Annotated in this window: 31 protein-coding genes, 1 tRNA gene and 1 pseudogene; 27 read left to right on the top strand and 6 right to left on the bottom strand. The window is 66.2% G+C overall.

The genetic code is table 11. The features are described 5' to 3' along the window. Positions 1-92: 92 nt before the first annotated feature. Positions 93-1,364, bottom strand: coding sequence for a DUF6538 domain-containing protein (locus G568_RS0107630; protein WP_026757472.1), 1,272 nt, complete (start codon positions 1,362-1,364; stop codon positions 93-95). Positions 1,365-1,517: 153 nt separating this feature from the next. Continuing rightward, positions 1,518-1,607: transfer RNA gene (locus G568_RS0107625), tRNA-Ser, on the bottom strand. A gap of 132 nt (positions 1,608-1,739) precedes the next feature. Here G568_RS0107625 and G568_RS0107620 point away from each other — a divergent pair. From G568_RS0107620 to G568_RS0107580, 8 genes are all read left to right on the top strand, one after another. Further along, positions 1,740-2,603 carry a hypothetical protein gene (locus G568_RS0107620; RefSeq protein WP_157084324.1) on the top strand — a complete coding sequence of 288 codons (864 nt, stop codon included), beginning with the start codon at positions 1,740-1,742 and terminating at the stop codon, positions 2,601-2,603. 200 nt (positions 2,604-2,803) lie between these two features. Then, positions 2,804-3,433, top strand: a complete 630-nt coding sequence (locus G568_RS0107615; RefSeq protein ID WP_026757470.1) for a 50S ribosomal protein L21 — start codon at positions 2,804-2,806, stop codon at positions 3,431-3,433. Positions 3,434-3,458: 25 nt separating this feature from the next. Further along, a complete protein-coding gene (gene rpmA, locus G568_RS0107610; RefSeq protein ID WP_026757469.1) occupies positions 3,459-3,728 on the top strand; it encodes a 50S ribosomal protein L27 in 270 nt (89 codons plus the stop codon). Between the two features lie 265 nt (positions 3,729-3,993). Beyond that, positions 3,994-4,533: a GNAT family N-acetyltransferase gene (locus tag G568_RS0107600; protein ID WP_026757468.1), complete on the top strand. Its 540-nt coding sequence runs from the start codon at positions 3,994-3,996 to the stop codon at positions 4,531-4,533. A gap of 45 nt (positions 4,534-4,578) precedes the next feature. Next, positions 4,579-5,616, top strand: coding sequence for a GTPase ObgE (gene obgE / locus G568_RS0107595; RefSeq protein WP_026757467.1), 1,038 nt, complete (start codon positions 4,579-4,581; stop codon positions 5,614-5,616). After that, a complete protein-coding gene (gene proB / locus G568_RS0107590; protein ID WP_026757466.1) occupies positions 5,604-6,710 on the top strand; it encodes a glutamate 5-kinase in 1,107 nt (368 codons plus the stop codon). Before obgE ends, proB begins: the two co-directional genes overlap by 13 nt. Before the next feature lie 35 nt (positions 6,711-6,745). Then, positions 6,746-7,900, top strand: coding sequence for an iron-containing alcohol dehydrogenase (locus G568_RS0107585; RefSeq protein WP_037373833.1), 1,155 nt, complete (start codon positions 6,746-6,748; stop codon positions 7,898-7,900). A gap of 34 nt (positions 7,901-7,934) precedes the next feature. Then, positions 7,935-9,203: a glutamate-5-semialdehyde dehydrogenase gene (locus tag G568_RS0107580; protein WP_026757464.1), complete on the top strand. Its 1,269-nt coding sequence runs from the start codon at positions 7,935-7,937 to the stop codon at positions 9,201-9,203. A 28-nt stretch (positions 9,204-9,231) separates the two neighbouring features. Here the strand turns inward: G568_RS0107580 and G568_RS0107575 are convergent, their stop codons facing one another. Further along, the gene (locus G568_RS0107575) at positions 9,232-9,810 is read right to left on the bottom strand and encodes a histidine phosphotransferase family protein (protein WP_037373848.1); all 579 of its coding nucleotides are present in this window, start codon (positions 9,808-9,810) and stop codon (positions 9,232-9,234) included. A 59-nt stretch (positions 9,811-9,869) separates the two neighbouring features. Between G568_RS0107575 and G568_RS0107570 the strand changes: the two genes are divergently transcribed. From G568_RS0107570 to olsA, 3 genes are all read left to right on the top strand, one after another. Then, positions 9,870-10,052, top strand: coding sequence for a DUF3553 domain-containing protein (locus G568_RS0107570; protein WP_026757462.1), 183 nt, complete (start codon positions 9,870-9,872; stop codon positions 10,050-10,052). Between the two features lie 123 nt (positions 10,053-10,175). After that, positions 10,176-10,952: an L-ornithine N(alpha)-acyltransferase gene (olsB, locus tag G568_RS0107565; protein WP_026757461.1), complete on the top strand. Its 777-nt coding sequence runs from the start codon at positions 10,176-10,178 to the stop codon at positions 10,950-10,952. Beyond that, positions 10,952-11,791 carry a lyso-ornithine lipid O-acyltransferase gene (olsA, locus tag G568_RS0107560; RefSeq protein ID WP_051202838.1) on the top strand — a complete coding sequence of 280 codons (840 nt, stop codon included), beginning with the start codon at positions 10,952-10,954 and terminating at the stop codon, positions 11,789-11,791. The genes olsB and olsA overlap by 1 nt, the downstream gene beginning before the upstream one ends. 71 nt (positions 11,792-11,862) lie before the next feature. Here the strand turns inward: olsA and G568_RS18475 are convergent, their stop codons facing one another. After that, positions 11,863-12,198 carry a DUF2867 domain-containing protein gene (locus G568_RS18475; protein WP_037373831.1) on the bottom strand — a complete coding sequence of 112 codons (336 nt, stop codon included), beginning with the start codon at positions 12,196-12,198 and terminating at the stop codon, positions 11,863-11,865. A 123-nt stretch (positions 12,199-12,321) separates the two neighbouring features. Next, positions 12,322-12,732: a GFA family protein gene (locus tag G568_RS0107550; RefSeq protein WP_026757459.1), complete on the bottom strand. Its 411-nt coding sequence runs from the start codon at positions 12,730-12,732 to the stop codon at positions 12,322-12,324. Between the two features lie 90 nt (positions 12,733-12,822). On the opposite strand from G568_RS0107550, the gene G568_RS0107545 reads away from it, so the two are divergent. Continuing rightward, positions 12,823-13,527, top strand: a complete 705-nt coding sequence (locus tag G568_RS0107545; RefSeq protein WP_026757458.1) for a helix-turn-helix transcriptional regulator — start codon at positions 12,823-12,825, stop codon at positions 13,525-13,527. 308 nt (positions 13,528-13,835) lie between these two features. On the opposite strand, the gene G568_RS0107540 is transcribed toward G568_RS0107545, so the two are convergent. Further along, entirely contained in the window at positions 13,836-14,474 is a 639-nt protein-coding gene (locus G568_RS0107540) for a thiamine phosphate synthase (protein WP_026757457.1), read from the bottom strand. A 188-nt stretch (positions 14,475-14,662) separates the two neighbouring features. Between G568_RS0107540 and lipA the strand changes: the two genes are divergently transcribed. The 15 genes and pseudogenes from lipA (at position 14,663) to G568_RS0107465 (ending at position 24,989) form a co-directional block, all read left to right on the top strand. Further along, positions 14,663-15,613, top strand: a complete 951-nt coding sequence (gene lipA, locus G568_RS0107535) for a lipoyl synthase (RefSeq protein ID WP_037373829.1) — start codon at positions 14,663-14,665, stop codon at positions 15,611-15,613. Positions 15,614-15,657: 44 nt separating this feature from the next. Next, positions 15,658-16,455: a crotonase/enoyl-CoA hydratase family protein gene (locus G568_RS0107530; RefSeq protein ID WP_026757455.1), complete on the top strand. Its 798-nt coding sequence runs from the start codon at positions 15,658-15,660 to the stop codon at positions 16,453-16,455. Between the two features lie 502 nt (positions 16,456-16,957). Further along, positions 16,958-17,326 carry an SGNH/GDSL hydrolase family protein gene (locus G568_RS20665; RefSeq protein WP_245582899.1) on the top strand — a complete coding sequence of 123 codons (369 nt, stop codon included), beginning with the start codon at positions 16,958-16,960 and terminating at the stop codon, positions 17,324-17,326. Then, entirely contained in the window at positions 17,253-18,608 is a 1,356-nt protein-coding gene (locus tag G568_RS0107520) for a terminase large subunit domain-containing protein (RefSeq protein WP_084627357.1), read from the top strand. Before G568_RS20665 ends, G568_RS0107520 begins: the two co-directional genes overlap by 74 nt. Positions 18,609-18,699: 91 nt before the next feature. After that, on the top strand, positions 18,700-19,941 hold the full coding sequence (locus G568_RS0107515; RefSeq protein WP_026757452.1) for a phage portal protein: 1,242 nt from the start codon (positions 18,700-18,702) through the stop codon (positions 19,939-19,941). After that, on the top strand, positions 19,934-20,173 hold the full coding sequence (locus tag G568_RS0107510) for a GTA head formation protein, RCAP_rcc01685 family (protein ID WP_026757451.1): 240 nt from the start codon (positions 19,934-19,936) through the stop codon (positions 20,171-20,173). The genes G568_RS0107515 and G568_RS0107510 overlap by 8 nt, the downstream gene beginning before the upstream one ends. 26 nt (positions 20,174-20,199) lie before the next feature. Next, entirely contained in the window at positions 20,200-20,754 is a 555-nt protein-coding gene (locus tag G568_RS0107505) for an HK97 family phage prohead protease (RefSeq protein ID WP_026757450.1), read from the top strand. Positions 20,755-20,792: 38 nt separating this feature from the next. Then, complete coding sequence (locus tag G568_RS0107500) at positions 20,793-21,980, top strand: phage major capsid protein (RefSeq protein WP_026757449.1); 1,188 nt, start codon at positions 20,793-20,795, stop codon at positions 21,978-21,980. Positions 21,981-22,084: 104 nt separating this feature from the next. Further along, positions 22,085-22,683: pseudogene (locus G568_RS18470) on the top strand (head-tail connector protein). Continuing rightward, entirely contained in the window at positions 22,680-22,940 is a 261-nt protein-coding gene (locus tag G568_RS18465) for a head-tail adaptor protein (RefSeq protein ID WP_051202834.1), read from the top strand. Before G568_RS18470 ends, G568_RS18465 begins: the two are co-directional and overlap by 4 nt. Then, positions 22,937-23,347, top strand: a complete 411-nt coding sequence (locus tag G568_RS0107485) for a DUF3168 domain-containing protein (RefSeq protein WP_026757448.1) — start codon at positions 22,937-22,939, stop codon at positions 23,345-23,347. The genes G568_RS18465 and G568_RS0107485 overlap by 4 nt, the downstream gene beginning before the upstream one ends. A 23-nt stretch (positions 23,348-23,370) precedes the next feature. Next, a complete protein-coding gene (locus G568_RS0107480) occupies positions 23,371-23,784 on the top strand; it encodes a phage major tail protein, TP901-1 family (RefSeq protein WP_026757447.1) in 414 nt (137 codons plus the stop codon). Positions 23,785-23,786: 2 nt separating this feature from the next. Next, the gene (locus G568_RS0107475; protein WP_026757446.1) at positions 23,787-24,113 is read left to right on the top strand and encodes a gene transfer agent family protein; all 327 of its coding nucleotides are present in this window, start codon (positions 23,787-23,789) and stop codon (positions 24,111-24,113) included. After that, entirely contained in the window at positions 24,110-24,331 is a 222-nt protein-coding gene (locus tag G568_RS0107470) for a rcc01693 family protein (RefSeq protein WP_026757445.1), read from the top strand. Before G568_RS0107475 ends, G568_RS0107470 begins: the two co-directional genes overlap by 4 nt. Further along, positions 24,324-24,989 (top strand): phage tail tape measure protein, encoded by a 666-nt coding sequence (locus G568_RS0107465; protein ID WP_026757444.1) that lies wholly within the window; start codon positions 24,324-24,326, stop codon positions 24,987-24,989. Before G568_RS0107470 ends, G568_RS0107465 begins: the two co-directional genes overlap by 8 nt. Positions 24,990-24,993: the final 4 nt, after the last annotated feature.

The following is a 24,993-nucleotide window of genomic DNA, read 5'->3' as shown; positions in this document are numbered from 1 at the left end:
TATTTGCCGATCTTTGAGCGCATCGAAAAGGAGATTGCGCTATTGAGTGATCAGCGCGATGCGATCAGCCGCGCCCGTGTCGTTGCTGACCTTCATAAGCAGGTAAGTTGAAGTATCGATTGCAAGTGTTCCAGCGCGCCCCCCTTTCCATAGCGCACTCGATCTAGAGAGTGCCCCATAAGATCACGCCGCACCCTTTCGTCAACACTCGCCGCAAGCTGCCGGTCTTCAAACGAATGTCGCAATCCATAAAGGGTATGCTCCGGCGTCTCCAGCAGGCCGTGCGCTCGGAGATATTTGTTGATGGTGGCGCTAAGGCCTGCTGAAGAGGCGCGATACCTGGGAAAGCCTTCTGGATGGTTGCGCATCGCCTCAAGGGACACGCCGACCAGCGGGATAACACGCCGCGCGTTCTTGCTCTTTAGTTGACGGCCGTTTGGCTCAATCTTTATGTGTGGCACGTTGCTACCAAGAATGATCTGCTCAGCTGTGAGTGATGCAAGCTCAGATGGTCGCGCCCCCGTATTGATCATCGCAAGCAAGATAGCCCGCGCTTCATCGTTCAGCCCGTCCAGTGCACCGGGCGCGAGCAACTTGTCGCGTATCCAGGCATCTGAGAAAGGTGGCCGCTGTTTCGCGTCGCCCTCTTTGAACGAGAGATCCGAGAGGGGCAGGACGAGATTCAGCCGCTTCATCTTGTTTACGGTCTTCAGCACATTGCCCAGGTGGATAAGGTCTTTGTTTGCCGAGTTCGGCGAGAGGCCTTGAGCTTCGATCTTTTCCAACCACCATCCGCGAAAGTCCAGCATGTCGTCACCGGTGATATCGGCGAGCGCCTTGTCGCCGACCACAGCGACGAAATTGTTGATCGCCTTGATTCTCGGGTTCTTCCAGCGGCGCACTTGATCGTTGTTCTTGCCGCGCAGTTGATCGGCTGTAAGTCCCCAATACAATTCAAGCGCACGACTGACGGTTATCTGCGGCTCTGGTGAGGCCCCCAACAGCGCCTCGGCATCACGAACGTCTGGTTCGGTGTCGGTGCCGCCGACAGCCGCGATCCGATCTAGCAGTTCATCCCTGGGAAGCTTGGCTACTTGATCTGCACGCAGATATCGGAAACCTCGCGCTGCCGCCAACTCACGCGCCGCAGCGAAGCGTTGTTCGGCATCCGAGGTATCGCCAGCAAGCTTGGCTTCCCATGCCGCTATGAGTGCATCCCAGGCCGGCCCGGCCTTGCGTTCGGCAGTTGATGGGCTGTCGGTATGAAGAGCCAGCCATATGAACTTGCGCGGCTCAATCGACGCATACCGTTTTGGGACACGCCTATACAGCGACAATGTCTTGCCGCGCTTCTTGATGGCCATATCCAGAGTCTCCTCTCGCTTGCAGAGGAGAGTATAGCAATCTGTATAGCGTTTTGTATAGCAAGGACGGCGCAATCAGAATGGATGCAGGCGTCGTGACTTAAAATTCGTCTTTAATTACAATGCCTTATCTGAAATCAACGCAGTGTGATCTGGCGGAGAGACAGGGATTCGAACCCTGGGACCCCGTAAAGGGTCAACGGTTTTCGAGACCGCCCCGTTCGACCGCTCCGGCACCTCTCCGTGAGGCCGCGATGTAATGGCTATGGGCGCGGGTGGCAAGGGGGTTTTGGTTGGTTGAAGGCATGAAATGTCCTAGTCTTTGGCGCAATGGGCCGCATCAGCGGCTGCGGCAGGCATGCGAGGGGGCGTTCAGTGCGCGATATGGTGGCTTTTCCGAGGCTGATGCGCGGGGCGCTGCTGGTGGCCGGGCTGTGGTGCGTTGCCACCGCGGGGGCGCTGAGGGCCGAGAAGGCGCTGGATGACGCGACGGGCGCGCTTTGGGATGCCCTGCGGATGGAGCGAATGATCGGCGTCATGCGCCGAGAGGGGTTGAGCCATAGTCGTGAGCTTGCCGAAGAGATGCTGCCCGATGGCGGATCGGCGTATTTGCGCGACCGGGTCGAGGACATCCACGAGCCGGGCCGATTGGCGCGGATGGTGCGGGCGCGCTTTGCGGCGGGGCTGAGCGGCGTCGATACCGCGCCGCTGGTGGCGTTTTTCACCTCTGCCGAAGGTCGCGAGATCATCGAGCTGGAATTTGCGGCGCGGGTGGCCATGCTCGACCCTGAGACCGAGGAGGCCGCGCGCGCCCGTTATCGTGCGCTTGTCGGCGAGGCGTCGCAGGACGTCCGCCTTGAGGCGACCCGCGCCTACGTGCGGGCCAATGACCTGATTGAGCGGAACGTGACGGGCGCGCTCAATGCCAACATGAGCTTCATGTTCGGGCTGATCGAGGGCGGCGCGCTTAGCATGTCGCGCGAGCAGGCGATCCGCAGTGTCCGCGCCGACGCGGGTGATGTCCGCAGACGCACCAGAGAATGGGTCTATAGCTATGTCCTGCTGGCCCAGGACCCGCTGAGCGTGGCGCAGATCCGAGACTATGCCGCGCTGGCCGCCACGCCCGAGGGGCGGGCGTTGAACGGCACCCTGTTCGCCGCGTTCGGCGCGATGTACCGGGAGGTGAGCCATGCCCTGGGCCGGGCCCTGGCGGCGGAAATGGCGGCGCAGGACTTGTAGCGGGGCGAGCGGCGCAAAAAGGCCCGGCGGCCACTTGACTCGGACGCCGCTTCCTAGGATAAGCGCGCATCTCGCAAGGGGTGATCCCTTTGCGTGCGTAATGTAATGTCGCCCGGGAAAGGGCGCGCTGTTCGAGGTGGGCATTGGCCCAAACGCCCGCAAGGGGACCACAGAACGCGGTAAGGATGAAGGATTTGCATATGTTTGCGGTCATCAAGACCGGTGGCAAGCAGTACAGGGTTCAGGCCGGGGATGTGCTCCGGGTTGAGAAACTGGCGGCTGACGCGGGTGAAAAAGTTCAATTCAACGATGTTCTGATGCTGGGCGGTGACAAGACCGTTCTGGGCGCGCCGCTGGTTGCGGATGCCGCCGTGCAGGCCGAAGTGGTCGACCAGGTGAAGGCCGACAAGGTCATCAAGTTCGTCAAGCGCCGCCGCAAGCACAGCTCCAAGCGCACGGTCGGCCACCGTCAGAAGCTGACGCTGCTGCGCGTGACCGACATCCTGCCCAACGGGGCCGGCAAGACCGGCGTCAAGGCCGCCATCGGCGCCGCCGGCGTATCGGATGCCGTCGCAGCCGCGAAACCTGCCGCCAAGGCCGAAAAGCCGGCCGCGAAAGCCGAAAAGAAAGCAGCGCCCAAGGCCAAGGCGAAAGCGCCTGCTGCCGACGATCTGACGGCCATTACTGGCATCGGACCGGCTGCCGCGAAAAAACTGAACGAGGCCGGCATTACCTCCTATGCGGAGCTGGCGGCGGTGGACGTGGATGCGTTCGAGGCGGTGAAGGTCAAACCCGAATGGGTTGAACAGGCCAAAGAGCTGGCTAAATAGTTCGGCGAGATAGGAGAATACGGATATGGCACACAAGAAAGCAGGCGGTTCATCCCGTAACGGGCGCGACTCTGCAGGTCGTCGCCTTGGCGTGAAGCTCTATGGTGGCCAGACGGCCATTCCCGGCAACATCATCTGCCGTCAGCGCGGCACCAAGTGGTGGCCCGGGCAGGGCGTTGGTATGGGCAAGGATCACACCATCTTCGCGACCGAAGAGGGCAAGGTGACCTTCCACAAGGGCCTCAAGGGCCGCACCTTCGTATCGGTTCTTCCGGTGGCGGAGGCCGCTGAATAAGCCGACCTCGAAGGTTTGAGACATTCAGGGGATCGGCATCAAGGCCGGTCCCCTTTTTCATTTGACGACGGATCGAGGGATGGACACGTGCAGCGCCGCGAAACCGGTGCTCACGCGGGATGACAAAGCAGAGCATTTCGGCCCCCGCATCTTGCAATTCGGGGCAGGGATGGTGACCTGTGAGCTGTGGCGCACGCTGGCCTTGTCCGTGTGCGTCTAGGGGTTTCCCGCGGAACTGTTCATGCATTTTTGGAGGAAAAAGCGCATGAAGCTGGAAAAGATTACCGATCAGCCCGTTATCGCGGCAGAGGCGTTCGATTTGCGCCCGGTGCGTGGCTCGGATCTGGGGCTTGTCGAGATGTATTGCGGCGATGCGCGCGTGGCGTCCAACACCAGCACCATCCCGCACCCCTTGCCGCCCGGCGCGATCGAGGCGTATATCAGGCGCGCGCAGCAGCCCGACAGGAGCGAGGATGTCTGGGTCATGGATGGCAGCAAGGCGGGTGCATCCGAGGTCATGGGCCTGATCACGCTGGCGCGGATGGATCGCAACCAGTCCGAGATCAGCTATTGGGTGGCGCCGGCCTATTGGAACACCGGCGTGGCCTCGGCGGCGGTGCGGGCGCTGCTTGAGGCGAACCCGCAGAAGTGCGAGACCCTGTTCGCCGAGGTGTTCCAGGACAATCCCGCCTCGGCGCGGGTGCTGACGAATTGCGGGTTCGAGTATCTGGGCGATGCCGAAACCTATTGCGTGGCGCGCGCTGCGAAGGTGCCCACGTGGACCTATAGCCGGAAACTGGATTGAGCAAAGCCCGGCCTTTGCTGTAAGAGCCGCCAAAAGGAGTCGGGCATGAAATTTCTAGACCTTGCAAAGGTTCATATCCGGTCCGGCGCAGGCGGTGCGGGCTGTGTCAGTTTTCGCCGCGAGAAATATATCGAGTTTGGCGGCCCGGACGGCGGCGATGGCGGCGGCGGCGGATCGGTTTGGGCCGAGGTGGTCGATGGGCTCAACACGCTGATCGACTTTCGCTATCAGCAGCATTTCTTTGCCCAGAACGGTCAGCCCGGCCGCGGGCAGCAGCGCACCGGCCGCGACGGCGAGGATATCGTGCTGCGCGTGCCCGTCGGCACCGAAATCCTTGACGAGGACGAGGAAACCGTGCTCGCCGACCTGACCGAGGTCGGCACTCGGGTCCTGCTGGCAAAGGGCGGCAATGGCGGCTGGGGCAACCTGCATTTCAAGACCTCCACCAACCAGGCCCCGCGCCGCGCCAATCCGGGGCAGGAGGGGGTCGAGCGCACTTTGTGGCTCCGGCTCAAGCTGATCGCCGATGCGGGGCTGCTGGGGCTGCCCAATGCAGGCAAGTCCACCTTCCTTGCGGCCTCGTCCAATGCGCGGCCAAAGATCGCCGATTACCCGTTTACTACGCTGCATCCCAACCTGGGCGTTGTCGGCGTCGATGGGGCGGAGTTCGTGATGGCCGATATTCCCGGCCTGATCGCCGGCGCGCACGAGGGGCGCGGCATTGGCGACCGGTTTCTTGGCCATGTCGAGCGGTGCTCGGTCCTGCTGCATCTGGTCGATGCCACGTCCGAGGACGTGGCGGGCGATTACCGCACCATCATCGACGAGCTTGAGGCCTATGGCGGGCACCTTGCGGAAAAGCCCCGCGTGACCGCCCTGAACAAGGTCGATGCGCTGGATGACGAGATGCGAGCCGAGGCGAAGGCCGAGCTGGAGCAGGCGGCGGGCGGGCCGGTGTTCATGCTGTCGGCCGTCACTGGCGAGGGGCTTGCCGATGTGCTGCGCGCGGTGCGGGCGCAGATCGCCGAGGACCGTTTGAGAACGACCAAGGCGCAGGAAGAGCCCGAGCCGTGGCAACCCTGACCGACGCCCGACGCATCGTGATCAAGATCGGCTCTGCCCTGCTGGTGGACCGGGGCAGCGGCGATTTGCGGCGTGATTGGCTGACCGCGCTGGCCGATGACGTGGCTTGGCTCAAGTCGTTGGGCAAGGACGTGGCGCTGGTTTCGTCGGGGTCCATCGCGCTTGGCCGCGGGGTGTTGGGCCTGCCCGGCACCGATCTGTCGCTGGAGCAAAGCCAGGCCGCCGCCGCGGTCGGTCAGATCCGCCTTGCCCGCGCCTACGAGGAAGCACTGGCGCCGCATGGCATCACCACAGGGCAGGTTCTGGTGACGCTGGAGGACAGCACCGATCGCCGCCGCTACCTCAACTCGCGCGCGACCATGGCGCAGCTTCTGGGGCTGGGCGTGGTGCCCATCGTGAACGAAAACGACACCATCGCCACCGACGAGATCCGCTATGGCGACAACGACAGGCTGGCCGCGCAAGTGGCGGTGACGGTGGGGGCCGATCAACTGATCCTGCTGTCGGACGTGGACGGCTTTTATTCCGCCAACCCGCAGACCGACCCGGGCGCGCAGCACTATCCGGTGGTCGCGCATATCACCCCCGAGATGGAGCAACAGGCCGGCGATGCCGGTTCGGGCCTGTCCAAGGGCGGCATGCGCACCAAGCTGATGGCGGGCCGCATGGCAACGGCGGCTGGGTGCAACATGGCCATCACCGAAGGGTCGGTTTTGCATCCGCTGCGGGGCCTTTACGATGGTGCGCGCGCCACGTGGTTCACCGCGCAGGACGACCCGCACGTCGCGCGCAAGCGCTGGATCGCGGCGATGAAGCCGCGCGGCGCGCTGACGGTGGACACTGGCGCCGCCCGCGCCCTCAAGAGCGGCAAGAGCCTTTTGCCCGCCGGCGTGACGGCGGTTACGGGGCCTTTTGGCCGCGGCGATCCGGTCGCGATCGAGGACGAGGCTGGCCACAAGCTGGGCCAGGGCCTGTCGCGCTATACCTCGGAGGAGGCGCGCGTGATCCGTGGCCACCGTAGCGATCAGATCGAGGGGCTGCTTGGCTATCCGGGCCGCGCCGCCCTGATCCACCGCGATGACATGGCCCTTTGACCGCCCGCACGACGCCTAATGACGAAAGCCGCCCCATGCCCCACGACGCCTTCAGCTTCCTGACCGCCGGCGAGATCCGCTTTGGCCGGGGGGGCGCCGCCGATGCGGCGGCGCGCGTGGCGGCGTTAGGGCGGCGGGTGCTGCTGGTGCATGGCGCCCGGGCCGCGCGCGCGGATTGGTTGAACAGCGCCTTGCGCGACTCGGGCTGCACCGTGACCGCGCTGGCCTGCCCGCGCGAGCCTGACTTGGCGCTGATCGAGGCGGGCGTGACACTTGGCCGCGACGCGGGCGCGGGCGTGGTCGTCGCACTGGGCGGCGGCGCGGCGCTGGACACCGGCAAGGCGGTTGCCGCGCTGATCCCGGCGGATCGGCCGATCGTGGACCACCTCGAAGTGGTCGGGCAGGGCCTGCCGCTGGATCATGCGCCGCTGCCGTTCGCGGCGCTGCCTACCACCGCGGGAACCGGTGCAGAGGTGACCCGCAACGCCGTGATCGACGTGCCGCACGCGCGGCGCAAGGTGTCGCTGCGCGATCCTCGGATGCTGCCGGATCTGGCGCTGGTCGATCCGGAACTGACCGATGCCCTGCCCGCCGCGCAGACCCTAGCCAGTGGTTTGGACGCGGTGACGCAGGTGATTGAGCCGTACCTGAGCCGCCGCGCTAACCTGATGACCGATGCGCTGTGCCGTGACGCAATCCCGCGCGGCCTGCGGGCGCTGTGCAGTGTCATGGCGGATGGCACGGACGCGCAGGCCCGCGACGACATGGCCTGGATCAGCCTGTGCGGCGGGCTGGCCCTGTCGAACGCCGGCCTTGGTGCGGTGCATGGGCTGGCCGGCCCCGTCGGCGGGATGAGCCACGCGCCCCACGGCGCGGTTTGCGGCGCGTTGCTGCCGGGGGTGCTATCGGCCAACGCGGGCGCGGCGGTGCCCGGGTCGGTTCTCGATGCGCGCCTGCAAGAGGTGCGCGGCTGGATCGCCGCCGCCTTGGGCTGCGACGCGGACGATGCGTTTGCGGCGCTGGCGCGCTGGTCATCGGCGCAGGGGTTGCCCCGCCTTGGCGCGATGGATGTTGCCCGCGCCGATTTGCCCGCGATCGCCGCCGCGGCGGCCGGATCATCGTCGATGCGCGCAAATCCGGTGGAATTGACCGCCGAAACCCTGCAAGAGATACTGGAACACGCGATGTAAACCGCGCCCCGCGCCGGTTTGACAAGGATGGACCATGACAAACTACGAAGACATCCCCGCATTGATGGCCGATATCGGCGCCCGCGCCAAACGTGCGGCGGCTCGCCTTGCCCATGCCAAGCCCGAAGAAAAGCGCGCCGCGCTGACCACCGCCGCCGATTGCGTCATTTCCCGCAAGAATGAGATCATGGAGGCCAACGCCCGCGATCTTGAATATGCGCGCGAAAAGGGGCTGAGCACGGCGATGCTGGACCGGCTGACGCTTGACGAAGGGCGGCTTGCGGATATCGCCAAGGGCCTGCGCGCCGTGGCCGCGCAGGATGATCCCGTGGGCGAGGTGATCGCCGAATGGGATCGCCCCACCGGCCTGCATATTCAGCGGGTGCGCACCCCCTTGGGCGTGGTCGGCGTGATCTATGAGAGCCGTCCTAACGTCACCGCCGATGCCGGCGCGCTATGCCTGAAGTCGGGCAACGCGGTGATCCTGCGCGGCGGCTCGGAAAGCTTTCATTCCTCGCAGGAGATCCACGCTTGCCTGCTCGAGGGGCTGCGCGCCGCCGGCCTTCCAGAGGACGCGGTGCAACTCGTGCCCACCCGCGACCGCGCCGCCGTCAGCGAGATGTTGACCATGATCAATACCATCGACGTGATCGTGCCCCGCGGCGGCAAGGGCCTTGTCAGCCTGGTTCAGGCCGAGGCGCGCGTGCCCGTCTTTGCCCATCTCGAGGGGATCGTGCATATCTATGTCGACAAGGCCGCAGACCCCGAAAAGGCGCTGCGCGTCGTGTTGAACGCAAAGACCCGGCGGCCGGGCATCTGCGGCGCGGCGGAATGCCTGCTAATCCATACAGACGTGGCCGACACCATAGGGCAGGGGGTGATCCGCGCCCTGATCGACGCGGGCGTCGAGGTGCGCGCCGATACCGCCCTGCAATCCGTCGCCGGCACCGTCGCGGCAGACAAGGATGACTGGGGGCGCGAGTATCTCGACATGATCATCGCGGCGCGCGTGGTCGATGACATCGACGGCGCGATCGCGCATGTCCGCCGCTATGGCTCGGGCCACACAGATTGTATTGTGACCGAGGACGATGCCGCCGCCGCGCATTTCTTCGAGCGTCTCGACAGCGCGATCCTGATGCGCAACAGCTCGACCCAGTTCGCCGATGGCGGCGAGTTCGGCATGGGCGCGGAAATCGGCATCGCCACAGGCAAGATGCACGCGCGCGGCCCTGTGGGCGCGGCGCAACTGACCAGTTTCAAATACCTCGTCACCAGCGATGGCGCCACGCGCGACGGTTGAGCCATCTGCTGTGTGTGACTCGAGGGCGTCAAAACCGCAGGGTCACCGTGCCGGTATCCGCCGTGCCCTCGAGTTCCGGCTTGCGCCCCGCGCCGCGCAACACCCCGGAGAGCATCGCGAAGTGCACATTTGCCGCGCATAGCGCGTCGGCCTTCGGACCAGCGCGCAGCATACCCGCCAGATCGGCGGACATGTTCATGTTGTGTCCTTCGGCCACCAGTTGCCAGATGCCGGTATGCGGGCGCTTGACGGTGATCCGCCCGCCGCGCGGCAACACCGCTTCAAGGCATTGCAACCCCAGGAACGCGATGCGCGCCTCGTGACGTTTGACATCCCCATTCACTTGCCAATCATAGCTGACCCGGCCATTGAGGGTCATGGCGTCCAGTATGTCGCGGATCTCGGTGCCGGATATGGAATAATCGGTGTTCGTCTCCCCGTAGGCCAGGCGGAAAAAGCGGATGCGCGCCGAGGCGTGCGTCGCGCACTCGTCAATCAGGTCAATCTCGGGCGAGGGCGGCACCTCGCTCAGATGCATCATTTCCAGTCCGTTCATGATCGCGCCGATGGGGCTGATCAGGTCATGGCAGATTCGCGACCCTATCATCGCGGCAAAATCGACATTATCCTTTGGCAAGTTGTGCTCCGGCAGATGGAAAAAAGTGGATGAATGACTTGAACGCAATGCTTGAACCGGGGATGCGCGTGCGCCACCCCGATTGCCCCGACTGGGGCGTGGGGCAAGTGCAATCCAACATCGGTGGGCGGATCACTGTTAATTTTCCCGATGCCGGCAAGGTTGTCATAGAAGGATCCCGCGTCGCACTACTGCCGGTATTTGATGACTGAGCAGTCTTAAGAAATGTTTACCACATGCCCGCAGATGGGCAAGCCGCATGCGGGTGCGGCATGTTGCCAGCGCGGCGCTGCTTGCGTACAAGCGCCGCAAAGCAATGGGACGGACCTGCTGTCATGAGCCGCGAGGCGCCGCAATTTCACGTCAGGCTGGCGACATCCGAGGCGGAGCTGCGCGCCGCGCAGCGCCTGCGCTACGAGGTGTTCGTCGCCGAGCTGGGCGGCACCGGCCCGATGGTGGATCACGAGGCGCGGCTGGAGCGGGACCGTTTCGATAACTATTTCGAGCACCTGATCCTGATGGACGCGGCCCGCCCCGAGGGCGCGCAGGTGGTCGGAGTCTATCGCCTGCTGGATGAGGCGGGCGCGCGGGCGGCGGGGCAGTTCTATTCCGAGGATGAGTACGATCTGTCGCCCCTGCGGGATAGTGGCCGGCGCCTGCTGGAGCTGGGGCGTTCCTGCCTGCACCGCGACTATCGCGGCGGGGCGGGCATGCACCTGATGTGGTCGGCGCTGGCCGATCAAGTGACCGAGCGGGGCATCGAGATCATGTTCGGCGTGGCCAGTTTTCACGGGATCGATGTGCAGGCGCTGGCACAGCCGCTGTCGCTCTTGCACCACAGGCACCTCGCGCCGCCGGATCTGAGGGTGCGGGCGCGTCCGCCCGGGGCGGCCGATATGGCCCTGATTCCCGAGGATCAGCTTGATCGCAAGGCGGCGATGATGCAGGTGCCGTCACTGATCAAGGCCTATCTGCGGCTTGGCGGCTGCGTCGGGCAGGGGGCCTATGTGGACCACGCCTTCAATACGACCGATATTTGCCTGGTGCTGGATGCGGCCCGCATGAACGGCGCTCGGCGCGATATGTATCTGCGCGGCGGAGGCGGCGTGTGATGCCCGCCTGGGACATGCCGCCGGAGCCGCCCACGCCGCCGATCCGGCCGGCGGGGTGGCTCAGGGTGCTGGCGCGCGGGGGCGCCCTAGGAGGGGTGGTGTTCGGCGGGCTGGCGGTGCTGCTGCTGTTGCGGCTGATCGAGCGGCCGCTCTACGGGCTGCACCGGCCGCTGACGCCGCATATCACGCAATCGGTGTGCCGGCTGGCCTTCGTGATCCTGGGGATCGGATATCACACGCAGGGCGCGCGGATGGAGCATCGCGGCGCGGTGGTGGCCAATCACGCCTCGTGGCTTGATATTTTCGCGCTGAACGCGCGCAAGCGGATCTATTTCGTCTCGAAATCCGAGGTGTCGCGCTGGCCTTTGATCGGCTGGCTGGCGCGGGCGACGGGGACGGTGTTCATCGACCGCGACCCGCGCGCCGCGCGCGATCAGACCGCCGTTTTCGAGGCGCGGCTGCTGGCCGGGCACAAGCTACTGTTCTTTCCCGAGGGCACCTCGACCGACGGGATGCGGGTGCTCTCGTTCAAGCCGACGCTGTTTCAGGCATTCTTTGCCGAGGACCTGCGCGAGCGCCTGCATGTGCAGCCCGTGACGGTGATCTACCGGGCGCCGGAGGGAGGCGATCCGCGGTTCTATGGCTGGTGGGGCGACATGGATTTCGGGCGTCACCTGCTGAAGGTGCTGGCGGCGCGCCGGCAGGGCAGTGTCGAGCTGATCTATCACCCGCCGGTTCGGGTGGCCGATTTCGAGGGCCGCAAGGCGCTGGCGGGTCATGCCGAGGCGGCGGTGCGGGCCGGGATGCCGGTGGACCGGCAGGGGCGATCCGAGGGGTAGGGCGGGCTTGCCGCGTGAGTGGGGTCGGTGGGCTCCCCCCACAGTGAAACTTTAGAGTTAAGCTGTGGATCTTAAGTGGTAAATTGACGGGGCGTGTCGGAGGGACAAGAGCAATATCGCATGCCAGGGTTGGAAGCGTTTGGCCTGTTGTGGACATTTGATATAGCGCCCTGCGCGAAATAGGATGACGTCACACTCACCTTGGCGCCGTTGGTTGGCGCGCAGGTCATGACGTCGAGATGCTTATCGCGTTCGGTCAGGAACAGGGTGTTTTCATCGGTGTGTTCCACCAGGAAGAAATCCAACCGGTCGCCGCACTTGACACTCTGCACGGGTCCGTCGCCGTAGCCTTTGGGGATCTGCGGGTTGCCGCCGGACAGTAGTTTCGGTTTCCCGTCGTTGCTCATGCAGAGTATCCTAGCATACGCCCGGCGCGCGCGTGAATGGTTGGTAAGGGGGCAAGCGGCCTTTGCTGCGCGGCTCTTGGGTCGGTAGAGCAAGGGCCGTTCATGGCTCGACATTTGGCGTGCCTAGCTTTTGGGCGGCATCTGCTCGAACGCCGGGATGTCGTCTCTTATCGTGTGCCATGGCGGGGCCGAGGCGACATATATCTGCATTTGGGGTGCCAGGTCTTCATACGCGTCAAGCGCTCCGATCTTGACCGGGATGAAGGGCTCATGTGCGGGGAGGCTCCACAAGGGGCAGCCGCAATCGCCGCAAAAGGCGCGCGCGACGGTGGCGCCGCTGCCGCCGGTGCGATGGTACAGCTTGGGGCTTCCCGACAACAGGGTCAGCGCGTCCTGCGCGGCAAGCGCGACGTAGTTCGGCCCGCCGCCTGACGCCTTTTGACAGTCGGAACAGTGGCAACTGCCAATGCCCAAAAGGTCTTGGGTGATCTCAAAACGAATTGCACCGCAGGCGCATCCACCGGTTCTTTTCATCGCTCTCTCCTGATTCCACGTGCTTGGCCCCTGATAGATTTGCCCTGCTGACAGCGTTATGGCAGCAGTGTGGCGGCGGAGGATGAAAAGATGCGGCGCACCGAACGCCTGTTCCAGATCATACAGATATTGAGGTCGCGCCGGGCGCCGGTAACGGGTCGTGCGCTGGCGGATGAGCTGGAGATATCGCTGCGCACGCTATACCGCGACATGGCCGAGCTTGCGGCGCAGCGCGTTCCGGTGAGGGGCGAGGCCGGGACGGGTTATATACTGGACGCGGGGTACGACATGCCGCCGCTGATGCTGACGGCGGACGAACTGGAGGCGGCGGCGCTCGGGGCTGCGTGGGTCGCGGCGCAGGGCGACCCGTCGCTTGCGCGCGGGGCGCGGGACCTGGTTGCCAAGATATCATCGGCGATCCCGCCGGAGCTACGCCCGATCATCCTTGATGCTGGCCTGCGGCCGGTGTCTTTCAAGCCCCGAATCCACGAGACGTTCGAGGGCGAAAACCTGCGCAGCGCAATCCGGGATGGAGTAAAGCTTGCCATTGTCTACAAGGACGGGGAGGGGCGCAGGAGCGCTCGGGTCGTCTGGCCGCTCTTCATTGCCTACATGGACGAAGTGCGCATCATTGTTGCGTGGTGCGAGACGCGGCAGGACTTTCGTCACTTCAGAACCGATAGGGTGCAATCTCTGGACAGGTTGGAGGAGGTGTACCCCGAACGCCGGAGCCGCCTGATTTCGAAGTGGAAAGCGCAGCAAATGAAATCTGGGTATGGGAGGCCGTCCAGCTAGCCGGGCGGGGAGCCGGTGTGACAGGTTCAATATTACATGCGAGTGTTGGCAGTGTATGGCCTTGAGCGGCCCTTGGGCGAACGGCTGACAAGCCGCGCATCGGCGGGCCGCTGTGTGGCGACCTTCCGTTGGTGGGGTGGTGCCTTATGCCAGCCAAATCCGAAAGACATATGAGCTATGCGCCCAGGCCAGCCAAATCGCCGTTCCGGGGGGGCGATGCGCGGCGCCCTGCGGGCGCTATTTCGCGCAGGGCGCTATTCTGAACGATCTCTCCGTCCCGCAATGCATCTCTTCGCCGCCCGTCGGGCCTACTCCATGGCGGCGATCAGGTGGCCCAATTCCGCGACCGGGTCGTCGTTTTGCCAGACCTCGGCGCCGAGGGCGAAGAAGTCGGTGATCGGGGCGAGGGCGCGGATCAGCTCGGCGTCTAGGGCGCCCTCAGCCACCACTGGCAGCTCGACCACCTGCGACCACCAGTCGAACAGATCGGCCTCGGCGCAGGTGCCGTCGCCGAGGGGCGTTTGCCCGATGGGGCCGAAGGCGATGTAATCGGCGCCCGCCTCGCCCGCGTTCAGGCCGTCATGCCGCGAAGCGCCGCAAAACGCGCCGACGATGGCCTCGTTGCCCAGCTCCTTGCGGCTTTTGCGGACCGAGCGGGCGCCGTCGGGCAGGTGCACACCGTCGAGGCCCAGTCGCTCGACCATCAGAAGGTGCGTGTCGATCACGATCGCCACGTCGCGGGCATGCGCCACCTCGCGCAGGGCGTCGCCGGCGCGCGCGATGTGGGCCTCGTCGGTGCTCGATAGGGCCAAGCGCAGGCAGGCGACCTCGTGCGTGTCCAGCATCCGCGCCAGCAGATCGGGGAAAGTGTTAAGGTCGATCTGGGGCGGGGTGATCAGGTAGATCTGCGGCGCTTCGGGCGCGGTGTCGGTGTCGGTCTGGGCCATGGCTGTGTCCTGTGGTTGGCTGGCCCCGCTATAGCGCGGCTGCGGCGGTTTGACCATCCGTGCGCGCGCGATGCAAGGGCGCCGCGCGGCGACTGTGCCGCAAGGTCGCAATGATTTTCTGTGCAAGCGATGTTGGAACCCGCGCGCAATCCGGTTATGTACGGGCTATAGCCCACGGAGGAGCGTTCATGGCACCGCGAGATCTGAAAATCCCGGAACAGCGACACCCCGAGAAGGCGCATCGCCCCGACAACGCCCAGCCCAAGAAACCCGACTGGATCAGGGTCAAGGCGCCGGGCGGCAAGGGATATGCCGAAACGCACCGCATCATGCGCGAGAACAACCTGACCACGGTGTGTGAAGAGGCGGGATGCCCCAATGCCGGCGAATGCTGGAGCGCGGGGCACGCCACGATGATGATCATGGGCGATATCTGCACGCGCGGCTGCACGTTTTGCAATATCGCTACGGGGCGGCCTGATGCGCTCGATGTGTTCGAGCCAGGGCGCGTGGCCGATGCGGTGCAGAAGCTGGGCCTTAACCACGTGGTGATCACCAGCGTGGACCGCGACGACCTGGAGGATGGCGGCGCCGAGCATTTCGCGCAGACGATCCGTGCGATCCGCCACCGCAGCCCCGGCACCACGATCGAGATCCTGACGCCCGATTTCCTGAAATGCGCGCCCGAGGTTCTGGACGTGGTGGTGACGGCGAAGCCGGACGTGTTCAACCACAACCTTGAGACGGTGCCGGGCCTTTACCCCGAGGTGCGCCCCGGCGCGCGCTACTTCCATTCCCTGCGCCTTCTGCAGCGGGTGAAGGAGCTGGACCCCACCATGTTCACCAAGTCCGGCATCATGGTCGGCCTTGGCGAAGAGGCGCCGCAGGTGCGGCAGGTGATGGACGACATGCGCGCCGCCGATGTCGATTTCCTGACCATCGGGCAATACCTGCAGCCCACGCCCAAGCACCACGCGGTGGAGCGTTTCGTCACGCCCGAGGAATTCGCCGGATACGAGAAATCGGCCTATGGCAAGGGGTTCCTGATGGTGTCGGCAACGCCGCTGACGCGCTCCAGCTACCACGCCGGTGACGATTTCGCGCGGCTGCGCGCGGCCCGTCTGGCCAAGCTGGGCTAAGCGGCCCGCGCCCCCCCTGAAACACCAACGAGACGAGAGCACCCATGGACCTTCTCAAAGACTTGGCGCTGGAAAACCTGCGGCTTGAAATGGACGAGGACGGTATCGCCGTCGTGACCCTGGCGCGCGCGGCCAAGCGCAACACGCTCAATGCCGAGACGGTTGAGGAGCTGATTGAGGTGTTCTCGCGGCTGCCGCGGGCGGGGGCACGCGCGGTGGTGTTGCGCGCCGATGGTACGCATTTTTGCGCCGGGCTGGACCTGGTCGAGCACCACAGCGAACAGCGCCGGCCCGAGGATTTCATGCATCTATGCCTGCGTTGGCACGAGGCGTTCAACAAGATGGAATACGGCGGCGTTCCGATCATTGCCGCGCTCAAGGGCGCGGTCGTGGGCGGGGGTCTGGAACTGGCCTCGTCGGCGCATGTGCGGGTGGCCGATCAGGGTACCTATTTCGCGCTGCCCGAGGGGCAGCGGGGCCTGTTCACCGGCGGTGGCGCCACCATCCGCGTGGCGGATCTGGTAGGCAAGGCGCGGATGATCGACATGATGCTGACCGGCCGCATCTACCAGCGCGACGAGGCGGTACAGGTGGGCCTGTGCCAATACTTGGTCGAGGATAGCGAGGCCAAGGCGATGGAGCTGGCACGCACCGCCGCCGCCAACCCGCCGCTGTCGAATTTCGCGATCTGTTCGGGGATCAGCCACATGCAGAACATGTCGGCGCTGGATGCGTCCTATGCCGAATCCGTGCTGGCGGGGATCGTGAACACGCAAGCGGCCTCGAACGAGCGGCTGGAGGCCTTCGCCAACAAAACCGGCGCGCGCGTCCGGCCTGAGTGAGGCATGGGGGCGTGGGGCGGTGTGCCCCCGCGTGCATCCCCGGCTCGTCAATCGGCTAGCCTTGATGCCGGGCATGGGCACAGCTCCGGTCGGGATGCGAAAAGAAGGCAGCACCTGCCGTCGTGTCGAAGGCACGCCTATGGCGTGACGGGGCAAGCAGGCGATGCCCGGCGGTGCCACCGGGCGGGACATCTCCGCACAGCCGCGCCCACCTCCGGGGCCGGGCGCGAACCTAGCGGTGTTGCCGGGTTTCAATGATGCGAGCTTTGAAGCCATAGAATCCGTGGGGGCAATGGCCTGATGTTGCCGTTAGATATAGCGTCCTGCGCGCCTCCAAGATCACCCAATCCTTAAAAAAGTATAACAAATACGGGCGGTTGCGCGGCTTCCCGATTTGACTGCGCGGCGCTCGGGCGCGTAGATTCGTGGGCCATGCCTGACGCCTCGTGCCCGGATGTCGCGCGGCGCGTGGGGCATGCAAAAGCACCATAACAAACAGCGCATGAGGCAGAGCAACCAGATGATTTTGACCACCCCCGACACGGGACAATCGTCGCTGGGTCTGGCCATCGAGATGGTGGAGCAGCAACTGGCCGACATGAAGGCCGACCTTTTGAGCCTGCAACGCAGGATCACCTCGGGCGATTTCGATGCGCTCAAGGACGGTACCAAGGTCACGCGAGAGATACGCCAATGGCTGAAACTCGCATTGGAAACGGAGATCAGACTTGAAGAACGCCGCAAACAGCATGACGGAATCGTCAATCAATACGCCATCGACTTCGAGGAAGCCCGCGATCAGATCGGGAGCCGGCTGGCTCGTCTGCGCACCGCGCAAGGTTCAGCAGAAGTTCCTGAACAGCCTGAGTAAAGGGGAGTTGATGGCACTGCCCTACCTGTTTGAGTTCTGGGCAATGGACCATCAATTACCGCCCGAGGGCGCGTGGCGCACTTGGGTCGTGATGGGCGGGCGCGGCGCGGGCAAAACCCGCGCAGGCGCCGAATGGGTGCGCGCGCAGGTCGAGGGCGCGCGGCCGATGGATGCCGGCGCGTGCAGTCGCGTCGCGCTGGTGGGCGAAACGGTGGACCAGGTGCGCGAGGTGATGGTGTTCGGCGAAAGCGGCATCCTGGCTTGTGCGCCGCCCGATCGGCGGCCGGTCTGGCAGGCGGGGCGTAAGCGTTTGCTGTGGCCCAACGGTGCCACGGCGCAGGTGTTTTCGGCGCATGACCCTGAGGGGCTGCGGGGGCCGCAATTCGATGCGGCCTGGGTCGATGAGATGGCCAAGTGGAAGCGTGCGAGCGCGACGTGGGACATGCTGCAATTCGGGCTGCGCATCGGGACGCGGCCGCGGGTGTGCGTGACCACGACGCCGCGCAACGTAGGCGTGTTGAAGGATATCCTGCAGATGAATAGCACGGTTTTGACGCAGGCCCCGACCGAGGCCAACCGCGCCAACCTGGCCGAGAGCTTCCTGGATGAGGTGCGGGCGCGCTATGCCGGCACGCGCACCGGTCGGCAGGAACTGGACGGGATCCTGATCGACGAGGCGGAGGGGGCGCTGTGGCGTCCCTCGATGCTGGACGGGGGGCGCTGCGAGGCGCCCGATGTGGCCGAGATGGATCGCATCGTGGTGGCGGTGGACCCGCCGGTGAGCGGGCACGCCGGATCGGACGCCTGCGGCATCGTGGTGGTGGGCGCGCGCACGCGCGGGCCCGTACAGGACTGGCGCGCCTGGGTGCTGGAGGATGCCAGCGTTCGCGGCGCGCGCCCCACCGAATGGGCCGAGCGCGCGGTCTCCGCGATGGAGCGCTGGGGCGCGGGGCGGCTGGTGGCCGAGGTCAACCAGGGCGGCAACCTGGTCGAGGAGGTGATCCGCCAGGTTGCGCCGCTGGCGCCCGTCACCAAGGTGCATGCGCGCCAGGGCAAGGTGGCGAGGGCCGAACCGGTGGCGGCGCTTTATGAGCAGGGGCGCGTGCGGCATTCGGGCGGCGCGGATCTGGCGGCACTGGAGGACGAGATGTGCGCGATGACGGCGCAGGGGTTCGAGGGGCGAGGCAGCCACGACCGGGTGGATGCGCTGGTGTGGGCGTTGCACGAGGTGATGGTCGCGCCAGCTTCAAAATGGCGCGACCCGAGGGTGCGCACGCTGTGATTGGGCGTTGTTAACGGCTTGCCCGCAGAGTGACGGGCAAGCCGCCACTGTCGCAGGTGGCACCAAGGCAACAGCGAGGAGCGAGAAACGCATGGTATTGGAGATGTTTCGGCGCGGCACGGCAGCACCGGCGGACACGGCGGGCAACGCCCCCGGCGAGCGCAAGGCCAGCGCCACCGCCCGCGTGGTGGCGTGGCAGGGCGGCTCGGGCCGCGTGGCATGGAGCCCGCGCGACACCCGCACCCTGACGCGCAGCGGCTACCTGGGCAACCCGGTGGTTTACCGCTGCGTCAAGATGATCGCCGAGGCGGCGGCGGCGCTGCCACTGGGGGTGCAGGACGGCGGCGCGCGCTACGAGGTGCATCCGCTTCTGGCGCTGCTGGCGCGGCCCAACCCGGCGCAGGGCAAGGCCGATCTGCTGGAGGCGCTTTACGGTCAGCTATTGCTGAGCGGCGACGGCTATATCGAGGCGGTGGGCGGCGAGGCGGGCAGCGCTCTGCCGGGGGAGCTGCATGTGCTGCGCTCGGACCGGATGAGCCTGCTGCCCGGCGCGGATGGCTGGCCGGTGGCGTATGATTACACGGTCGGCGCGCGCAAGCACCGATTTGACGTGCGCGGGCCGGTGCCGCAGGTGTGCCACATCCGCAGTTTCCACCCGCAGGACGACCATTACGGCCTGTCGCCGATGCAGGCGGCGGCGCAGGCGCTGGACGTGCATAACGCGGCAAGCCGGTGGTCCAAGGCGCTTTTGGACAACGCGGCGCGACCGTCGGGGGCGATCATCTACAAGGGCGGCGAGGGGCAGGGTACTCTGGGCGCGGACCAATATGACCGCCTTGTGGCCGAGATGGAAAACTATCACCAGGGCGCGCGCAACGCGGGTCGGCCGATGCTGCTTGAAGGGGGGCTGGATTGGAAACCGATGGGGTTTTCACCCGCCGACATGGAGTTCCAGAAGACAAAGGAGGCGGCCGCGCGCGAGATTGCGCTGGCTTTCGGGGTGCCGCCGATGCTGCTGGGGATACCGGGCGATGCGACCTATGCCAACTACCAGGAGGCCAACCGCGCGTTCTACCGGCAGACGGTCTTGCCGATGTGCATGCGGGTTCTGGCGGCGCTGGCCGAGTGGCTGACGGGGTTCACCCTTGAGGCGGGGCTGCGGGTGTTTCCCGACCTCGATCAGGTTCCGGCCCTGGCCGCCGAGCGCGAGTCGCAGTGGCGCCGGGTGACGCAGGCGGATTTCCTGACGGCGGCGGAAAAGCGCCAGATGCTGGGCTTGCCGCCGATCCCCGCGACAGAGGCGGGCGAGGAGGACGGTGCGCCCGATGCGTGAGACGCGCCAGCCCCGGCCCTATGGGTTCGAGGCGTTCGATTGCGCGCCGGCGCTGCGGCTGGAGGCGCATGAGCGGGTGTCGAAGCTGCACATCGAGGCGGTGCAGGAGCGCGCCCGGAAATTGGAAGAGGCGATGGAGAAGCTGGAGCGCCGTCTGTGGCTGACGGTGTATGGCGTGCTGGGCGTGATCCTGGCGCAGGCGTTCCAGTCGATCCTGAGCGCTGCCCCATGAACGAGATCAAAGCGAGGATGCACGAGATGCAGAGCGAAACCGGATTGGAGCGCAAATTCTGCCGCTTCGACAAGGAGTTGACGGTCACGGACGGGACCGGGGTCGCGGGCTATGCCAGCCTGTTCGGCGCCACCGATCAGGGCGGCGACGTGGTCGAGCCGGGCGCCTATGGCGCGTCCCTTAAGCGGCTGGGCGGCGAGGGTCGGCGGGTCAAGATGCTGTGGCAGCACGACCCGGGCGCGCCGATCGGCATCTGGGACGAGGTGTTTGAGGACGCGCGCGGCCTTTACGTGAAGGGGCGACTTCTGGACAGCGTGGAAAAGGGCCGCGAGGCGGCCGCGCTGATCGCGGCAGGCGCGATCGAGGGGCTGTCGATCGGGTATCGCACGCTGCGCGCGACGCGCGGCGAGGGGGGCCGGCGGTTGCTCAAGGAACTGGAGCTTTGGGAGGTGTCGCTGGTGACGTTCCCGATGCTGCCCAGTGCGCGGGTGGGGGCCAAGGGCGATAGCCTGACCCCGGACGCCCTGCGTGAAATGGCGGCGGTGTTTGGCGACGCCCGCCGCGAGCTGGCGCGCGACTGACGCGGGCACAGGCATCTGAAACCTTTGAGAGGGACGACATGAGCAAGACCGAGCCAAGGGCGCGGGCCGGGGAAGATGTGCCCCCGATGTCCGAGCTGAAATCCGCGGTGGCGGGTTTCGTGAGCGATTTCAAAAGCTTTCAAGACGATTTCGACGACAGGCTGCAACAACATGAAGAGCGACTGACCATGCTGGACAAGAAAACCCGAACCAATGCCGCGACCCGCCCGGCGCTGTCGATCACGGCCGAGGCCGAAGTGCCGCACCAGAAGGCATTCGGCGCCTACCTGCGCAGCGGCGACGATGACGCGCTGCGCGGTCTGCCGGTTGAGAGCAAGGCGATGTCTACCGCCGTGGCCGGCGAGGGCGGCTATCTTGTGGACCCGCAGACCGCCGACACGGTGCGCGGGGTTCTGAACTCGACCGCGTCGCTGCGCAGCGTGGCCAACGTGGTGGGTGTCGAGGCGACCTCGTATGACGTGCTGGTCGACCATTCGGATGTCGGCCACGGCTGGAGCACCGAAAGCGCCGGCGTGAGCGAAAGCACAACACCCGTGATCGACCGCATCAGCATCCCGCTGCACGAACTGAGCGCGATGCCCAAGGCCAGCCAGCGGTTGCTGGATGATAGCGCATTTGACGTGGAAAACTGGCTGGCCGAGCGGATCGCAGACCGGTTTACCCGCGCCGAGGCGGCGGCGTTCGTCGGCGGCGACGGGGTGGACAAGCCCAAGGGCTTTTTGACCCATGCGCAGGTGGACAACGATGTCTGGACCTGGGGCAACCTGGGCTATGTGCCGACGGGGGCGGACGGCGCGTTTGACGGCCCCGATGCGATCATCGACCTGGTTTATGCGCTGGGCGCGCAATACCGGGCGGCGGCGGTGTTCGTCATGAACTCGAAAACCGCGGGGCAGATCCGGAAAATGAAGGATGCCGAGGGACGGTTCCTGTGGACCGATGGCCTGGCGGCGGGCGAGCCTGCGCGGCTAATAGGCTACAAGGTGCTGATCGCCGAGGACATGCCCGACATCGCCAGCGGCGCGGCGGCGGTCGCGTTCGGCGATTTCGCCAGCGGCTATACCGTGGCCGAACGCCCGGACCTGCGGGTGCTGCGCGATCCGTTCAGCGCCAAGCCGCATGTCCTGTTCTACGCGACCAAGCGCGTAGGCGGCGACGTGAGCGATTTCGCTGCGATCAAGCTGCTGAAATTCGCTGTTTCCTAAGGGATGCGGCGGTGGCCTGCCCCATGGCGGGGGCAGGCCGGCAGGCGCGTGCGCGCCGGGCGTTGGGCGCGCGGCGACGGGGACGGAAACTTCGGAGTTGATCCATGATGTTAGTCGAAGAGACCACCGTGCCCGACGCGGCGCTACCGGTGGCGGAATTCAAAGCCCATCTGCGGCTTGGCACCGGTTTTGCCGAGGATGCGGTCCAGGACGGGCTGTTGCGCAGTTTCCTGCGCGCGGCACTGGCCGCGATCGAGGCGCGAACCGGCAAGATTTTGATCGAGCGGGATTTCTCGTGGGTGCTGGCCGATTGGCGCGATCCGGTGGCGCAGGCACTTCCGGTGGCGCCGGTGACGCAGGTGCAGGAGGTGCTGATCACCGACCGGCTGGGCGGTGAGACGGTGCTGGCGGCCGCGCAATACCGGCTGGAGGTGGACATGCAGCGGCCGCGTCTGGTGGCGGCAGGCGCGTGCCTGCCGGTGTGCCGCGCGGCGGCTCGGCGCGACTGATGTTTCGAGCGGGGTTCGGCGCGGGTTGGGCGGATATACCGGCAGATCTGGCGCAGGCGGTGCTGCTGCTGGCGGCGCATTACTACGAGTATCGCGACGAGGTCTCGCTGAGCCAGGGGTGCATGCCGTTCGGGGTCTCCTCGCTGATCGAGCGGTACCGCACGGTGCGCCTGCTGACGGGGCATGGACGATGAGCGTGCCGGTTCTGAGCCGCGCGCTGCTGCTGGAGACACCGGCGCGGCAGCCCGACGGGGCGGGGGGATACGTCGCCGGTTGGACGGCGCTGGGCACGGTGTGGGCGGCGCTGGAGCCGCGCACCGGGCGCGACGCGGGCGGCGAGGGCGCGGCACTGGCGTTGATGCGCTACCGGATCGTGCTGCGCGCGGCGCCCGAGCATGATGCGCGGGCGCGCTATCTCGAGTGTTTCGCGCAAGAGGAGGAGGCGACATGAGTTATGGCGTGTCGGCGGCGCTGCAACGCGCGGTTTATGAGCATCTTGCGGCGGATACGCAGGTGGCGGCGCTGGTGGGGGGCGCGATTTTCGACGCCCCGCCCGAGGGCGCGCTGCCGCCGCTCTACGTCAGCCTTGGCCCCGAGCTGGTGCGGGATCGATCCGACAAGACGGGGCGCGGGGCGGCGCATGATTTCACCGTGTCGGTGGTGACCGAGGCGGGCGGTTTCGACGCGGCAAAAGCGCTGGCCGGGGCAGTGAGCGATGCGCTGCTTGGGGCGGACCTGGCGTTGGTGCGGGGGCGGCTGGTGGGCCTGTCGTTCCTGCGGGCAAAGGCGGCACGGGCGGCGCGCGGACGGCTAAGGCGGATCGATTTGCGGTTCCGGGCGCGGGTCGATGACAACTGAATTCTCAAGATCGGAGTGACGACATGGCAACGCAGAATGGCAAGGATCTGTTGATCAAGGTGGACCTGACCGGCGGCGGACAGTTTCAGACGGTGGCGGGCCTGCGGGCAACGCGGATCAGCTTCAACGCCGAGCGGGTGGATGTGACCAGCCTGGAATCGGCGGGAGGCTGGCGCGAGTTGCTGGCCGGCGCGGGGGTGAAATCGGCCGAGATTAGTGGCTCGGGCGTGTTTCGGGACGCCGACACGGACGAGTGCGCGCGGCAGATCTTCTTTGACGGGGAGGTGCCCGGTTTCCAGGTGGTGATCCCCGATTTTGGCATCATCGAGGGGCCGTTCCAGATCACCGCGATCGAATACGCCGGCAGCCATAACGGCGAGGCCAGTTACGAGTTGTCGATGGCCTCGGCCGGGGCGCTGAGCTTTACGGCGGTGTGAGCATGGCCAACCCCTATGCAGGCGAGGTGGCGCTGATCGTGGATGGCGAGCGGCAGGTGCTGAAGCTGACGCTGGGCGCGTTGGCTGAGCTTGAGGCGGCGCTGCGGGTGGACACGCTGGTGGCGCTGACCGAGCGGTTCGAGGCGGGCCGGTTTTGCAGCCGCGACATCATCGCGGTGTTGGTGGCGGGCCTGCGCGGGGGCGGCTGGCGCGGGACGGCGGCCGACCTGGCCTGCGCCGAGGTGGCGGGCGGCCCGATGGCGGCGGCGCGCGCGGCGGCGGAGTTGCTGGCGCGGGCGTTCAGCCTGCCGGACGAGGGCATCGTATGAGCGCGATCGACTGGCCGGTGCTGATGCGTGCGGGGCTGAGGGGGCTGGGCCTGCGCCCTGCGGAGTTCTGGGCGCTGACCCCGGCGGAGCTGATGCTGCTGCTGGGGCATGGCGGGGCGGCGGCGCCGCTGGGGCGCTCGCGGCTGGAGGAAATGCTGCGCGAGTGGCCCGATGCGGGCGGCGGCGCGGGGAACCGGGAAAGGGGCGATCATGGCTGAGGACGAGATCGGCGATCTGGAGGCGCAGGTTGATGCGCTGGAGATATCCATGGGCGCGGCGGCCAACGTGGCAAGCGTGTTCGACGGCGAATTGCGGCGCATGCGCGGGGCGCTGGCCGACACGGGGCGCGACCTGGCGACGCTAGAGCGCGGGCTCAGTCGCGGTTTGCGGCGCGCCTTCGACGGGGTGATGTTCGACGGTGTGAAGCTGTCGGATGCGCTGCGCGATGTGGCGCAGAGCATGGCCGACACCGCCTATTCTGCGGCCGTGCGCCCGGTGACGCGGCATCTTGGCGGGCTGCTGGCGGACGGCGTCGGGCAGGCGGTGGGCGGGCTGCTGCCGTTCGCGGATGGCGCCGGGTTCGCGCAGGGGCGGGTGATGCCCTTTGCCAGTGGTGGCGTGGTCAGCGGGCCGATGAGTTTCCCGATGCGCGGCGGCGCGACGGGCCTGATGGGCGAGGCGGGACCGGAGGCGATCATGCCGCTGGCACGCGGGGCCGATGGCAAGCTGGGCGTGCGGGCAGGCGGAGGCGGCGCGCGCCCGGTGCAGGTGGTGATGAACATCTCGACGCCGGACGTTGAGGGCTTTCGCCGCTCGCAAAGCCAGATCGCCGCGCATATGGGCCGCGCGATGACGCGCGGGCAGCGCAATAGGTAAGTGC

The organism is Sediminimonas qiaohouensis DSM 21189, from assembly GCF_000423645.1.
Lineage (GTDB): Bacteria > Pseudomonadota > Alphaproteobacteria > Rhodobacterales > Rhodobacteraceae > Sediminimonas > Sediminimonas qiaohouensis.
Note: the sequence above shows the minus strand (reverse complement) of the source record. Positions and strands in the feature narration are given on the sequence as shown.

Bases quoted from the DNA above. Each gene is read 5' to 3' on its own strand.
- G568_RS0107630 (WP_026757472.1), bottom strand. From the start codon at position 1,364: ATGGCCATCAAGAAGCGCGGCAAGACATTGTCGCTGTATAGGCGTGTC.
- G568_RS0107615 (WP_026757470.1), top strand. From the start codon at position 2,804: ATGTTTGCGGTCATCAAGACCGGTGGCAAGCAGTACAGGGTTCAGGCC.
- rpmA (WP_026757469.1), top strand. From the start codon at position 3,459: ATGGCACACAAGAAAGCAGGCGGTTCATCCCGTAACGGGCGCGACTCT.
- G568_RS0107600 (WP_026757468.1), top strand. From the start codon at position 3,994: ATGAAGCTGGAAAAGATTACCGATCAGCCCGTTATCGCGGCAGAGGCG.
- obgE (WP_026757467.1), top strand. From the start codon at position 4,579: ATGAAATTTCTAGACCTTGCAAAGGTTCATATCCGGTCCGGCGCAGGC.
- G568_RS0107585 (WP_037373833.1), top strand. From the start codon at position 6,746: ATGCCCCACGACGCCTTCAGCTTCCTGACCGCCGGCGAGATCCGCTTT.
- G568_RS0107580 (WP_026757464.1), top strand. From the start codon at position 7,935: ATGACAAACTACGAAGACATCCCCGCATTGATGGCCGATATCGGCGCC.
- G568_RS0107575 (WP_037373848.1), bottom strand. From the start codon at position 9,810: ATGATAGGGTCGCGAATCTGCCATGACCTGATCAGCCCCATCGGCGCG.
- G568_RS0107570 (WP_026757462.1), top strand. From the start codon at position 9,870: ATGAATGACTTGAACGCAATGCTTGAACCGGGGATGCGCGTGCGCCAC.
- olsB (WP_026757461.1), top strand. From the start codon at position 10,176: ATGAGCCGCGAGGCGCCGCAATTTCACGTCAGGCTGGCGACATCCGAG.
- olsA (WP_051202838.1), top strand. From the start codon at position 10,952: ATGCCCGCCTGGGACATGCCGCCGGAGCCGCCCACGCCGCCGATCCGG.
- G568_RS18475 (WP_037373831.1), bottom strand. From the start codon at position 12,198: ATGAGCAACGACGGGAAACCGAAACTACTGTCCGGCGGCAACCCGCAG.
- G568_RS0107550 (WP_026757459.1), bottom strand. From the start codon at position 12,732: ATGAAAAGAACCGGTGGATGCGCCTGCGGTGCAATTCGTTTTGAGATC.
- G568_RS0107545 (WP_026757458.1), top strand. From the start codon at position 12,823: ATGCGGCGCACCGAACGCCTGTTCCAGATCATACAGATATTGAGGTCG.
- G568_RS0107540 (WP_026757457.1), bottom strand. From the start codon at position 14,474: ATGGCCCAGACCGACACCGACACCGCGCCCGAAGCGCCGCAGATCTAC.
- lipA (WP_037373829.1), top strand. From the start codon at position 14,663: ATGGCACCGCGAGATCTGAAAATCCCGGAACAGCGACACCCCGAGAAG.
- G568_RS0107530 (WP_026757455.1), top strand. From the start codon at position 15,658: ATGGACCTTCTCAAAGACTTGGCGCTGGAAAACCTGCGGCTTGAAATG.
- G568_RS20665 (WP_245582899.1), top strand. From the start codon at position 16,958: ATGAGGCAGAGCAACCAGATGATTTTGACCACCCCCGACACGGGACAA.
- G568_RS0107515 (WP_026757452.1), top strand. From the start codon at position 18,700: ATGGTATTGGAGATGTTTCGGCGCGGCACGGCAGCACCGGCGGACACG.
- G568_RS0107510 (WP_026757451.1), top strand. From the start codon at position 19,934: ATGCGTGAGACGCGCCAGCCCCGGCCCTATGGGTTCGAGGCGTTCGAT.
- G568_RS0107505 (WP_026757450.1), top strand. From the start codon at position 20,200: ATGCAGAGCGAAACCGGATTGGAGCGCAAATTCTGCCGCTTCGACAAG.
- G568_RS0107500 (WP_026757449.1), top strand. From the start codon at position 20,793: ATGAGCAAGACCGAGCCAAGGGCGCGGGCCGGGGAAGATGTGCCCCCG.
- G568_RS18465 (WP_051202834.1), top strand. From the start codon at position 22,680: ATGAGCGTGCCGGTTCTGAGCCGCGCGCTGCTGCTGGAGACACCGGCG.
- G568_RS0107485 (WP_026757448.1), top strand. From the start codon at position 22,937: ATGAGTTATGGCGTGTCGGCGGCGCTGCAACGCGCGGTTTATGAGCAT.
- G568_RS0107480 (WP_026757447.1), top strand. From the start codon at position 23,371: ATGGCAACGCAGAATGGCAAGGATCTGTTGATCAAGGTGGACCTGACC.
- G568_RS0107475 (WP_026757446.1), top strand. From the start codon at position 23,787: ATGGCCAACCCCTATGCAGGCGAGGTGGCGCTGATCGTGGATGGCGAG.
- G568_RS0107470 (WP_026757445.1), top strand. From the start codon at position 24,110: ATGAGCGCGATCGACTGGCCGGTGCTGATGCGTGCGGGGCTGAGGGGG.
- G568_RS0107465 (WP_026757444.1), top strand. From the start codon at position 24,324: ATGGCTGAGGACGAGATCGGCGATCTGGAGGCGCAGGTTGATGCGCTG.